This is a genomic window from Virgibacillus phasianinus (assembly GCF_002216775.1).
In the GTDB taxonomy this organism is placed as follows: Bacteria; Bacillota; Bacilli; order Bacillales; family Amphibacillaceae; genus Virgibacillus_F; species Virgibacillus_F phasianinus.
This window is the reverse complement of the sequence record NZ_CP022315.1, coordinates 3,655,274-3,667,689: the sequence shown is the minus strand read 5'-3', so window position 1 is coordinate 3,667,689 and position 12,416 is coordinate 3,655,274. Positions and strand designations below refer to the sequence as shown.

The following is a 12,416-nucleotide window of genomic DNA, read 5'->3' as shown; positions in this document are numbered from 1 at the left end:
ATGCTCCTTTTATGGATTCATATGATCTATCGGTTTTCAAATAATTTCGCGAAAGATCTTTTTTTCATTTGATATTCCTTTGCCAGCGAGACTTTTTCCTGTCTTAATTTCTCAATCTTTCGCTTTAATTCATTAATTTCCTGGGTTTGTTTTTCTGTGTTTTTGATTCGTTTTTTTTGTTCATGCTGCTGTTCTTGTAAATCTTTAATTGATTCTTTCTGGTCCGAAACACTAGCTACAGTTTTACCAATTGTTTGCATTACTGTTAGAACATTTTCTTTGTAATCTTCATTATCTAACGAATCTGTTTCATCCTCTGTAGTATCCTCTATTGGAAGGAGGAAATTTTGACCCGCCAACATTTCCATGATTTGTGGTTTTTTATATTTTTGGCTTTTACATTTTTTAATGAACTTTAACACATTAATTGCCTCAGGATGATAATAGACCACATCCTTCCGCTTCGTTTCCGGGATATAAAAATTATAATCCTCGATCCATTTTACTGCCTTGTTATGTGGAATATCAACTATATGGCATAACCCATTGATACTCAATAATTCCAATATCTTCACCGTCTTTCTTATCATTGTCAGAAACATTATCCTGTTTCAATTTCCAAATCATATCATTATGATAAAGAAAGAGATTGGAATGAGTATGTGATAAATGTGGAAAAAGTAAGTAATGCATGCAGTGTCTGTGAACCCGATGAACCAGTGGAATTTCATGTGAATAATGAAATCCCTTGAATCACCTTCAACTGGGGAGACAACTATTTCTCGCCCGAGTTGGCCATGCCATCTCCCAAGTTCCACTAGATAAGTGGGACAAGGAACCTGTCCCCACGTCCCGTCATTCGATATTGCTATGTGCTTTTAATGCGTCGTTCTGGGTTACTTTTTTTAGCTGGGCGTACTGCAGGCATAGGGTATCGAAGACGATATGGGCGCTTTGGTCAAATAATGATCCAAGTGGCTGAATGCTTTTTGCTTCGTTTGCTTTTCGGTATTTTGTTGCTGCTGGTAGTATGAGTGTGTGGTCCACTTCATTGGCTAAAGGACTTGTGTCATCAGTGGTTAGCCCATAAACCTGTACATCATTTTCTTTTGCCTTCATAGCTGACCAAACGACTTGATGTGTTTTTCCAGAACCGGAAATAGCAATTAACAGATCTCCTGAATGAAGTGAAGGAGTAATGGTCTCACCAATCACATATACTGTAGCCCCAATGTGCATAAGCCGCATGGCAAATGATTTAGCCATCAACCCGGACCTTCCTTCACCGATTACAAAAATACGTTCAGCATGACTAATGGCCTTTACCACTTCATCCATATCGCTCTCTTGGATTTGCTCAACCACTTGATTTATTTCGGTTAAAATTTGTTTTGTCATTCCCATTTAGTTTACCTCCCTTATGATTCGTTGAAATTGTGCAGAAGCTTCCAAGCGATTGGTTTGCTTCGTGATGGCGCTACCTATAATACAAACGTGAGGGTGATACTTTTTCAGGATAGCTGGCAGTGTGCCATGTGTGATTCCTCCAGCCACTGCAATAAGTCGATCATCCCACTTTACCTCGGATACAGTGAATGTTTTCTGATTTACTTCCTGCTGGTCTTTACTCGTATGCAAGCAGAAAATCGCACGCGGGAAAGCATCGTGCAAGGCTTGCTGGGTGAAAACAGATGTGTTGAGTAAATCAATCATCATCGTCTTGTCTGCCTGGTCGACTGCTTGCTGTACAGTTTCAATCGTTACAAGGGGGAGGCCCCCATTACCGTAACAACGTCTGCTCCGGCGTCAAATGCGAGTTTGCATTCGTATTTGGCATTGTCATTAATCTTCATATCTGCTACCAATGTTTTGGCTGGAAATGCGTAGCGAAATTTCTGGATACTTTCCATACCAAATTCTTTCACCAATGATGTTCCGATTTCAAGCCAGTCAACCTGATCCCTTGTTTCATAAGCCAACTGAATTGCTTCTTCAACTGTAAACCGGTCTAAAGCCAACTGTAGCAGCATATTATTTCACTCCTTGGTTGGAAAACTGACTGTTCATACTAACAGCAGTCCTTTTTTCGTTTCCGACATATATGGTTATCACGGCCGCAATCAGTAACGATATTGACATTAAGATATAGGATGCACCGAAACTCCCCGTTACATCATTTAAGAAACCAACGATATATGCGCCAACAAAACTTCCCAGTGCGCCGAAACTGTTAACTAATGCCATAGCACCACCAGCCACGTTTTGTGGCAATATCTCGGGAATAATTGCAAAAAATGGACCATATGGTGCGTACATCATGCCACCTGCGATTACTAAGAGTGTATAGGAAAGCCAGTACTGTTCAGTCCCTATTAAATAGGATCCATAAAAAGCGACTGCTCCAACAAGTAAGAATGGCCAAACAAAATCACGGCGATTGAGAAGCTTGTCTGAAAAGTACGAAGCAATCAGCATCCCAATTATCGCCAGCAAATAAGGAGCTGAACTCAACCAGCCTGCCTGGATCATCGACATGTTTGGTGCCTGGGAAAGGATGGACGGAAGCCACATCATGAAACCATAAACACCTAGACTCCATAGGAAATATTGAATACTTAACAAAATTACTTTTTTATTTTTAAATGCTGATCGATAATTTTTGACTGGCTTAATAGCAGCTTGTTCCTGCCTGAGTACTTCTTCCAAATCTCCTTTTTCTGTATTATTTAACCATTTTGCATCTTTTGGACGATCGTTAACCAGTTTCCACCAAATGAATGCCCAAATAATTGGCGGAATTCCTTCAATAATGAACATCCAGCGCCAGCCAACACCTTCTAATAAATAGCCGGAAACAATGGACATCCATAGTACAGTGGCCGGATTACCAAGTATCAGGAAGGTATTAGCTTTAGAACGTTCTCTTTTTGTAAACCAGTGGCTAAGGAATACTAACATTGCTGGCATAACAGCGCTTTCAACCACGCCTAGTAAAAATCGGTCGGCAATTAATAAATAGACATTAGACAACATACCTGTTGCTGAAGCTAAGACGCCCCACAGAATCAATGACCAGAAAATAAGTTTTTTTGCGCTTTTTTTCTCTGCATAGGCAGCTCCTGGGACTTGGAAAAAGAAATAGCCAAGAAAGAATAAAGCACCCAGGAGAGATGATATAGCTGGTGTTATCTGCAAATCATGCGCCATTTCACTTGCCGAACCAAAGCTGAAATTTGCACGATCCAAATAGGCTAGACTGTATGTGATAAAAGCAATTGGAATCAACCGGTACCAACGTTTACGACTTAATGATTCTTCCATGTTATTTCACTCCTTGCTTAATGTGTGAATGTATAAATTTATTTAGTTGTTGTCTGGTAGGCAGGCCATCACTATCTCCTTGTGATTGAATGGCTAATGCGCCAACAGCATTTCCTCTTGCAACAGCCTGTGGTACTGTCAGGTTTTCGAGCAGGCCGCTGATTGTTCCTACCGCAAAACCATCTCCTGCGCCAACAGTGTCGATTACTTGCTCAACGAAATATCCTTCAACTGTTCCCTCGGCATCATTAGTCCGGTAATATGCGCCTTTTTCACCCAGTTTAATTACAACTAGCTTTACCCCCTTGTCAAGATAGAAGGAAGCGATATCCCGCGGATTTTCATAGCCGGTTAACTGCTGACCCTCTGTGATCCCTGGAAACATCCAATCGGCCTGAAACGCTATTTGATTGACCCTTGCTGTCATGGTGCTTTCGTTTGACCATAATACAGGCCGCAGATTCGGGTCAAAGCTAATCGTAATTCCGTATTTATGCGCCAATTCTATCATTTCATCGGTATATTCCCTGACTGTTTCGGATAAAGCAATAGGTATACCGGTAAGGTGCAGATGATCTGCTTGCTTGACCCAGCCCTGATTGATATCTTCTTTTCTCAGCTGGCGAAAAGCGGAAAAACCTCTAAAATATTCAACAACTGGATCGCCCGCACCGACATTCGATTTCAATTGGAAACCGGTAGGGTAGTTGGGATCCAGTGAAATATGCGATATGTCGATATTTTCCTTTGCTAGTGTACTGGAGATAAAACGTCCTAAAGAATCCTGACCAACCCGACTTGAAAACCCGACATCGAAACCAAGCCGGGAAAGTCCGATTGCAACATTCGTTTCCGCCCCTGCCAGATATTTATTAAAAGTCTGTCTGTCTTCTAACGACCCAGCCTCAGTGGCAACGAACATTGTCATCGCTTCACCAAATGTAATAACCTTTTTCATGCAGTAACTTCCTTTCTAAGTTTCGTTACCCACTGCGGACCTTCCACATTTGGATTGTCCAGAGGGAATTCAATTGCCGTATATACTGGGAATGTTAGATTTAAATGTTCGGTGGAAATAGCTTTGCTTTCCCAGCCTGTCATTGACCTTGTTACCGATTTCAAATGGAAGTACTCGATCCATTGGTGTAATGAATTGTAGGCAGTTAGCCAGTCCTCCTTATTTACCGTCCAGTTGCCAACATCAAATGTCATACCGATTGATTTATCCTGTTTCCATTGAAAGAAGGACAGAATAGGAATTAGTGTGCCACCGTATATGGTTTGGTCATTTTCAATTAAAACCTTTATGTTTGCTGGTGAATTATGATCCAACCATTTTTGAAAATCATCTGTATTTGCTAGATTAGCATCAAATCTGCCAAGTGAAAGCTTGATATAGTCAGCATTTAGTTGCTTCGCTTCATTAATTGCTGTTATCACTAACGGATTGAGACTATAGCCATCCTGCCATAACTCTATTGGGGCAGAATAAATCACCGTATTCAGACCGGAAGCATTAATAGAATTTTTTAAAACAGCCAATTCCACTGCGATATCCTGCAAGCGTTCTCTACGGATTTCTATTCCATCTGCACCATATTGTTCGATCAATTTAACTTGTTGTTCATTTGAAAAGGTTTCATTAAAAATTAGTGTAGGTAAGATAATTTGAGTCAAAGTTGCCCTCCTGATCAACAGTTTGTTTATAAACCGGTTTAGTAAATCGATTTATTAAATACTAACACGGATGTAAGCGGTTTACAATATAAAATTTGCTGTAAGCTGTTTAAATCAGGGAAACGGTCGTATATAAACCACCCAATAACACCACGCATGCTTGCTCGGGTTAGTCAGTATAATGGCTTTTCTCAGGAAAAAGAGTTAAGCTTTAGATGCAGAAAAAATGAAGAGGTAGATTAAATATGGAAAAAATTACAATGGCGGATGTTGCGAAAGAAGCCGGTGTATCAAAGAGTACAGTCTCCCAATTCTTAAGTAAACGTTATGAGTACATGAGTGGGGAGACAAGAAAGAAAATAGAAAAAGCTATTGAAAAGCTTAATTATCATCCTAATTATCTGGCTAGAAGTTTAAAACAGAAGCGGACTTCCATGATTGGCGTGATTGTAGCAAATATCATGCACCGATTTTCCACCGAGATAAGCCGGGTTATTGAAGACTTTTTTAATCAGCATGATATGCACGCAATCATCTGTAATGCTGATAATGACCCAGGGAAAGAAAGAAAATACATCGAAATGCTCCGGGCAAAACAAGTGGACGGGTTGATTATTTTTCCGACGGGGCAAAATATTGATCTATACACCAATATGGTTGAAGGGGGTTACCCAGTTGTGTTCATGGATCGTAAAGTGCCCGGCGTAGCCGCACCAACCATTATTTCAAACAATTTGGATGCAGTTTATTCTGCAATTGAACACTTCATTGAAAATGGCCATCAACAAATTGCAATTGCTTCACAACCGTTAACCATTTCCACCCGGACCGATCGGTATGAAGGATATAAAAAAGCCCTCGAAGCATATGGATTAGTAATAAATCCATCATTAATGATTAATGCGGAAATTAAGACAGTGAGGAAAGAGTTAGAAAGGCTTTTCACATCTGGCTCACCACCGACGGCATTATTAGCGGCAAATGACCTAGTCTTTATCGAAGTTCTTGAATTCGCAAAGGAAAATAACCTTCAAGTTGGAGAAGATTTCGCGTTAGCGGTATTTGATAATATTCCTTTCGCGCATTTAGTCAATCCACCAGTGACTACGGTTGCGCAATCATCCCGTGGTATGGGTGAGAAAGCAGCAGAAATATTGTTAAAACAAATCAATAAGGAGAAGGTGGATACGAATGAGATTGTATTTCCGTGTGAGTTATTAATACGAGAATCGTCGGAAAAAACGTGGTCAGGATTTTGGTGAAAATTGATAATTAGAAGTACTGTCTAGCTACTGCAGAGCAACTAGTGGTCTTCCTTCATCCCCGTACGAAAAGTCAACTAACCTAGACAGGTTGAACTCGGGCAAGGGAGTGCGGAACTTGGGCGTGGTATTTAGGAGAGGGCAGGCTCAAGTCGGGAGAGAAATAGTTGTCTCCCGACTTGTTTAGTTTCTCGACCGAGTTTTTTACCCAGCCTGGTTTTAGGTCAATATCCTTTATAGTTTGTTTATCTCAATATGGTTCCCGAGCGTTATTAGTTCCTTTTTCTATCCAAGGTCTTAAGTCAATCCTCTAACCATCACATAGACGCTCAACTTAAAGGAGAGAACCAAGGCGCTTGCGCTTTTCTTAGCTAAAATTCTTTGATAGGTTCATAGTTCTTTTGATGAAACTGGTAAAAGCAGCTTAACTCCTCGTTTATTAAACGGTAATAGTTTACTATCTGCAATCAAATGACTGATGTATCCAGCAAGACAGGTGTAATAAATGCCTTCTATTCCAAGCGACATTTGTAATTTGGAAGAAATGATTCCAAAAAAAATAACTCCCAATATTGAATGCGTATAACTGCGGTGTGATACAAAAGAAGCAAGTATAATATATATTCCGAGTAGCATTAACCAGCCTTCCTCCAAGGAGAATCCGCCTGCTACCACACCGATTCCCGTGATGGTTAGCATATGTTTTTGTGTAATCAGTGACGATATAACGATCATTCCTAATCCAATTCCAATACCTATGTACTTCTCGTTATTTATTCCTTCATAATAACTATAAAAGACCATCAAAATTCCAATTAACTGAGCAACTTTCTGAATCATTTTATGGGATAAGGTGATTTTTCCACGAAGCTTCCCATCAATATCGAGGTCCGGAATTAAGCCTGAAACAGTGCCTAAGCCCACTAAAAAAAGAGTCGTAGAAGGTGTTGCGTCAAACGTGTTTGCAATTACAAATCCTGTTGCAGCTCCTATTGCTGCATGTGCTGTGCCATTCATTTATTATTTCACCTCAGATAAAAGTTGTTACGGCGCCTGAAGCACCATTCTCTATTGTACAACAAAATGTTTGTTCTGTTTAGACGAAATAGACACAATTAAATATAGGTATTAATGTTAAAATAAAACTCTATAACCGAAAAAAGAAGGGGATTTTAGTGGGAAAAGAATTTCCTGAAATAGAAACAAAAAGATTAATGTTAAGACAAGTAACAGTAGAAGATGCCAAGGATATGTTTACCTATCTGTCCGATGAGGATGTTGTGAAGACAATGGGACTAGATCCCTGCCAAACAATAGAAGACGCGTGCGATGAAATAAAGTGGTATAAATCTATCTACCAAGAAAACACCGGGATTAGGTGGGGAATTACCCCGAAAGATTCAGGCAAGGTGATAGGAAGCTGTGGTTTCCTTAACATGCATTCCAAACATCACCGGGCTGAAGTTGGATATGGATTAGGCAAAGATTACTGGGGAAAAGGTATCGCAAGTGAAGCATTGGCGGCCGTTGTTGCTTATGGTTATCAGCAGTTACAGTTGGAAAGAATAGAAGCTTTAATTGAACCTGCTAATCTCTCATCACAAAAATTAGTAGAAAAACATGGATTTACAAGGGAAGGATTGTTGAGACATTATGAATATACCCGCGGAAAATTTGATGATCTGTACATCTACTCAATAATCAGACACGAACATTTTTCAAAAGCAGGTGAAAAGGATGAAATATAATCTCGAAGTGTTGTTAAAGGACAATACCAATTTTACAGCTTTTTTACATACGAAAATTAAAGCATTTAATGATGAAAAATCAAATCACCACAAAGACGCTAGAAAAGAAGGAGCGGTACAACCAATAAGCATTATTGTATCAAACGATATAAATAGATGGATTGGTGGAATAACTGCCGAAGTCTATTGGAACTGGCTTGAACTCAATGATTTCTGGTTTGATGAGACATATCGCGGCGATGGATTAGGCAGCACATTGCTCGAAAAGGTGGAAGCAATTGCTAAACAAAAAGGTGCAGAAAAAGCAATGGTAACAACATTCGAATTTCAAGCTAAGACTTTCTATGAGTTAAAGGGTTATCAAGTGGTTGGTGCAGTTGAGGATTATCCTCCAGGCAGTTGCTATTATACGATGGTAAAAACGTTATCCTAAGGAGTCCCGTCACTCGCCCAAAAGGTGCGCAACGTATATTCGGCAACAAACTATGCGAAAACAGTCTTTGGAAAAAACAAGGTTGACATGGCGGAAAGGTATAGTATAGTTAGTTGTATAAATGAAAATGATTATCATTATCATTGAATACATAATCACAGTCAAATTTGCAATGCATAAAGGTCATTTTCATTAGAATATACCTAGGGGGAAGTTTCAATATGAATAAATGGATGTTGGTATTATGTGTTATTGCCATTACGCTTTTAGCTGCTTGTGGAGGCAATAATGAGGGGGAAGTGAATCGAAAAGATACAAGTGAGCAGGACCGGACAATTACGATTGAGGATGCCTATGGAAAACAAACCATTAAGGGTACTCCGAAAAAGATTGTTGTACTTGAATGGTGGTTTGCTGAACATTTACTTGCATTAGGCATTCAGCCTGCGGGAGTTCCTAATATTGATGAATATAATAATTGGATCAATATTGAAAAGGACTTAGCGGATAGTGTTGTGGACGTTGGAACACGTCAGGAGCCAAATTTAGAAGCAATTTCCCGTTTAAATCCCGATTTAATTGTTGCTGCAAAGTTCCGGCACGAGAATATAATCGAGCAACTAAAGGATATTGCACCGACAATTACGTTTGCTCCATATAGCGAGGATGCTTCTGAAAATCTTTATAACGAGGTGATGAGTGAATTTGAAACGCTTGCAACAATTGTCGATAAAGAGGAAACAGCCAAGAAACGGATTACAGAGTTAAATGAATTTTATGAAGAACAAAAGAAACGTGTGGACAAAGCAGGATTAAAGGGTGCGGAATATATCGCAGCTTTGGCTTATTCCACACAGAATTCACCAGTATTGAGGTTGTATACGGATAATTCAATCGTTGCGCAAGTCATGAGTAGACTTGGCTTCAAAAATGCATATGAATCGAATAAGGTCGAACAATATGGATTTACAGAAGCGGGTGTTGAGGCACTTCAAAACTTTCAAAGAGAAAATCTTCAGTTCTTATACATTACACAGGAGAACGATAATGTTTTTGAAAACCAATTAAAAGGTAATCCGGTGTGGGAAGAGCTAAGCTTTGTAAAAGCAGGAAATACACATCAAATCCCGGGAGATACACCTGTTTTTGGTGGAGTTTTGTCTGACAAAGTATTGGCTAAAGCGCTGGTCGATTCGATGTTTGCAGAATAATAGATGATCTTCATACTGAACAATATAGAAAGCCGCAATCTTACCAGATTGTAGCTTTTTTATTTACACTTTATGAAAATAAAGAATAAAAAAATCCAAGGCTCTGGCCATTAGTTTTTGGCGACAAGCCAAGATTTTCTAATGGATGATTTTATCAAGTAGGAATTAGAAAATAAGTAGGAGAATAGGATATAAATAGTGAACAATTGTCGAGGTTTTCAATCAAATATTGGAGGTGGTTGAATGAACAAAAAGGTTAGAGTGATTATTGGATTATTTTGCAGCCTGATTATTTGTTTTTTCGGTGTATACGGACTAATGGCTGAGGATCCTGTTTCAAGTTTGACAATTATTCCTATTATACTCGCGGCCGCTGGACTTATTGGAGTGGTTGCCAACGTAATCGAATTAATAAAATAAACATATTATGCTCCCGGTTTTTTTTTAAAGTTTCATAGAATCCCATAACAGAACAAATATTCGTGTTATAATTTATTAAACAGTGAACAGGGGGGATTCTATGGAGCTAATAAATATAAACATTGTCGAGCGGATGGAGCACTACCATGTGACCGGTTTAAGCATGGCAATGATTAACAATAGCAAACAAAGTCGGACAACAAGCTATGGTTTACTTGAAAAAGGAACGAATAACCATGTGAAAGATGGTTCCATTTTTAATGCTTGTTCCATCAGTAAATTTCTAACGTCCATGCTGGTAATGAAAATAGTGGAACAAGGTGATTTTGATTTAGATGAGGATGTAAATAAGAAGCTGACGTCGTGGAAGGTACCGGATAATACATTTACTGTAGATAAGAAGGTCACCTTACGTTTGTTGCTTAGTCACCAATCAGGCGTCATGGATCCACCGGGCAGTTTTGATGAGCTTAATTTTGTTTATGGCGAACCGAGGATGGTGGAGTTGCTTAAGGGAAGAACGCCTTATTGCAGGGAAACCATTGAGGTAAAGTTTGAACCTGGAAGCGACTTTCATTATTCTGATGCAGGTTACTGCATTATTCAACTACTTATAGAAGATAGTTTTAAAAAACCGTTTAAGCAAGTCATGAAGGAACAGGTTTTTGATCCGTTGGGAATGACAAACAGCACATTTGATCAAATCGAATGTAAGGAATTTTCCTCTGGTCACAATAAAAATGGCGAAGCGCTAGAGTATAAATATTCTGTTTATCCGTATCCAGCTGCCTCAGGATTATGGACCACGCCAACAGACCTAGCTTTATTGGTTATTGAATTAATGGATTCGTTAAAAGATGAAAGCAAAGCTGGTCTTACGGTGTACTCCGCGAAAGAAATGATTCAAGCACAAGGATGTAAAGAGTGGACTGGCCTTGGGGTTTTTCTAGATGAAAGCGAACGGGGATTAGAAATTTCATCACTTGGCTGGGGAAGGGGCTTTCAATGTATGATGATAGCTTCTCCGTATCTGGAGACAGGGGCTGTTATCATGACCAATACAGATCTAGGAGTTCATCAATTAGAGGGCATAATTGGAGAAATATATCAAGATCTTAAATCGATTTGAATGTTATGTATAAAAAAGATGAGCGGGAAACTTTCCACGCTCATCCAGTATTATCTTAACTGCATTAATACACTTGGTCACCATTGAAAATTGAACTTTTGACAACAACATAATCGACCGTGCGGATAGCTTCAAGCGAGCTTCCTCCAGCGTAGGAAATGGAGGATTGCAGATCCTGTTCCATTTCTTTCAATGTATCTTTTAAGGAACCTTTATGTTCAACATACATTTTCTTGCCCTCTACGTTCTTTTTCTCACCTTTTTGGTATTCAGAGGCGGAGCCAAAGTATTCTTTATAAAGCTTTCCTTCTTTTTCAAACGTTTCCCCTGGTGATTCTTCATGCCCGGCAAATAATGAACCAATCATGACCATGGTTGCGCCAAATCGAATTGACTTAGCCACATCACCATGTGTCCGAATGCCACCGTCAGCAATGATTGGTTTACTTGCTGCCTTGGCACACCAACGCAACGCTGCCAGTTGCCAACCGCCAGTTCCAAAACCGGTTTTAATCTTAGTGATACATACTTTCCCTGGTCCGATCCCAACCTTTGTTGCATCTGCGCCAGCATGTTCCAATTCCCGTACTGCTTCAGGTGTTCCAACATTTCCAGCAATCACAAAACTCTGCGGTAAGTGCTTTTTAATATGCTGAATCATCTTGATTACCGCATTCGAGTGACCATGTGCGATATCAATCGTGATGAAATCGGGAGAAAGCTGTTCATCTACCAATTGTAGTATGAAATTATACTCATCTTCTTTGACACCAACACTAATGGATGTGATTAATCTACGTGAGTTCATATCCTGTATAAAAGCCAATCGCTTCCCTGGTTCGAAACGATGCATCACATAGAAATAGCCATTCTCTGCTAAAGAAATGGCAATCTTTTCGTCTATAATCGTCTGCATATTTGCAGGCACCACAGGCAGCTTAAAAGTATGTCCGCCTAGGCTTACCGCTGTATCACATTCTGATCGGCTATTTACCACACATTTTGCAGGAATTAATTGAATATCTTCATAATCAAATACATTTTCCATAATTGACACCCCTAAAAAACGAATATTAAATAATAATGAACAATAAATGTTCGTCTATTAGTTAATTTACCTTATTTCCAGATTTATGTCAAATAATAAAGTATATATTTTTTGAAAATAGTGAAACTTACTGAGTTTCTTTTACGTAAATAGTAAACAAAGAGGAG

The 12,416-nt window shown here is 39.2% G+C and carries 15 protein-coding genes; 6 read left to right on the top strand and 9 right to left on the bottom strand.

Annotated elements, in window-relative coordinates; genetic code table 11:
• Positions 1-26: 26 nt before the first annotated feature.
• From CFK37_RS17680 to CFK37_RS17655, 7 genes are all read right to left on the bottom strand, one after another.
• On the bottom strand, positions 27-590 hold the full coding sequence (locus CFK37_RS17680; RefSeq protein ID WP_089063117.1) for a MerR family transcriptional regulator: 564 nt from the start codon (positions 588-590) through the stop codon (positions 27-29).
• 265 nt (positions 591-855) lie between these two features.
• The gene (gene hxlB, locus CFK37_RS17675) at positions 856-1,404 is read right to left on the bottom strand and encodes a 6-phospho-3-hexuloisomerase (RefSeq protein ID WP_089063116.1); all 549 of its coding nucleotides are present in this window, start codon (positions 1,402-1,404) and stop codon (positions 856-858) included.
• A complete protein-coding gene (locus tag CFK37_RS20445) occupies positions 1,405-1,716 on the bottom strand; it encodes a beta/alpha barrel domain-containing protein (RefSeq protein WP_245837251.1) in 312 nt (103 codons plus the stop codon).
• 44 nt (positions 1,717-1,760) lie between these two features.
• Entirely contained in the window at positions 1,761-2,030 is a 270-nt protein-coding gene (locus tag CFK37_RS20440; RefSeq protein ID WP_245837250.1) for an orotidine 5'-phosphate decarboxylase / HUMPS family protein, read from the bottom strand.
• Between the two features lies 1 nt (position 2,031).
• Positions 2,032-3,321 (bottom strand): MFS transporter, encoded by a 1,290-nt coding sequence (locus CFK37_RS17665; protein ID WP_089063115.1) that lies wholly within the window; start codon positions 3,319-3,321, stop codon positions 2,032-2,034.
• 1 nt (position 3,322) lies between these two features.
• The gene (locus CFK37_RS17660; RefSeq protein WP_089063114.1) at positions 3,323-4,279 is read right to left on the bottom strand and encodes a sugar kinase; all 957 of its coding nucleotides are present in this window, start codon (positions 4,277-4,279) and stop codon (positions 3,323-3,325) included.
• Positions 4,276-4,998 carry a sugar phosphate isomerase/epimerase family protein gene (locus CFK37_RS17655; RefSeq protein ID WP_157724888.1) on the bottom strand — a complete coding sequence of 241 codons (723 nt, stop codon included), beginning with the start codon at positions 4,996-4,998 and terminating at the stop codon, positions 4,276-4,278. The genes CFK37_RS17660 and CFK37_RS17655 overlap by 4 nt, the downstream gene beginning before the upstream one ends.
• 245 nt (positions 4,999-5,243) lie before the next feature.
• On the opposite strand from CFK37_RS17655, the gene CFK37_RS17650 reads away from it, so the two are divergent.
• A complete protein-coding gene (locus CFK37_RS17650; protein ID WP_089063112.1) occupies positions 5,244-6,260 on the top strand; it encodes a LacI family DNA-binding transcriptional regulator in 1,017 nt (338 codons plus the stop codon).
• 390 nt (positions 6,261-6,650) lie between these two features.
• Here the strand turns inward: CFK37_RS17650 and CFK37_RS17645 are convergent, their stop codons facing one another.
• The gene (locus CFK37_RS17645) at positions 6,651-7,277 is read right to left on the bottom strand and encodes a metal-dependent hydrolase (protein ID WP_089063111.1); all 627 of its coding nucleotides are present in this window, start codon (positions 7,275-7,277) and stop codon (positions 6,651-6,653) included.
• Between the two features lie 197 nt (positions 7,278-7,474).
• On the opposite strand from CFK37_RS17645, the gene CFK37_RS17640 reads away from it, so the two are divergent.
• From CFK37_RS17640 to CFK37_RS17625, 5 genes are all read left to right on the top strand, one after another.
• Positions 7,475-8,008: a GNAT family N-acetyltransferase gene (locus CFK37_RS17640; protein WP_172840574.1), complete on the top strand. Its 534-nt coding sequence runs from the start codon at positions 7,475-7,477 to the stop codon at positions 8,006-8,008.
• A complete protein-coding gene (locus CFK37_RS17635) occupies positions 7,998-8,441 on the top strand; it encodes a GNAT family N-acetyltransferase (protein WP_089063109.1) in 444 nt (147 codons plus the stop codon). The genes CFK37_RS17640 and CFK37_RS17635 overlap by 11 nt, the downstream gene beginning before the upstream one ends.
• A 221-nt stretch (positions 8,442-8,662) precedes the next feature.
• A complete protein-coding gene (locus CFK37_RS17630) occupies positions 8,663-9,652 on the top strand; it encodes an ABC transporter substrate-binding protein (protein WP_089063108.1) in 990 nt (329 codons plus the stop codon).
• 243 nt (positions 9,653-9,895) lie between these two features.
• Entirely contained in the window at positions 9,896-10,072 is a 177-nt protein-coding gene (locus CFK37_RS20225; RefSeq protein WP_172840527.1) for a hypothetical protein, read from the top strand.
• Positions 10,073-10,172: 100 nt separating this feature from the next.
• The gene (locus CFK37_RS17625) at positions 10,173-11,201 is read left to right on the top strand and encodes a serine hydrolase domain-containing protein (RefSeq protein ID WP_089063107.1); all 1,029 of its coding nucleotides are present in this window, start codon (positions 10,173-10,175) and stop codon (positions 11,199-11,201) included.
• A gap of 64 nt (positions 11,202-11,265) precedes the next feature.
• On the opposite strand, the gene guaC is transcribed toward CFK37_RS17625, so the two are convergent.
• Positions 11,266-12,249 (bottom strand): GMP reductase, encoded by a 984-nt coding sequence (guaC, locus tag CFK37_RS17620; RefSeq protein WP_089063106.1) that lies wholly within the window; start codon positions 12,247-12,249, stop codon positions 11,266-11,268.
• Positions 12,250-12,416 lie beyond the last annotated feature (167 nt).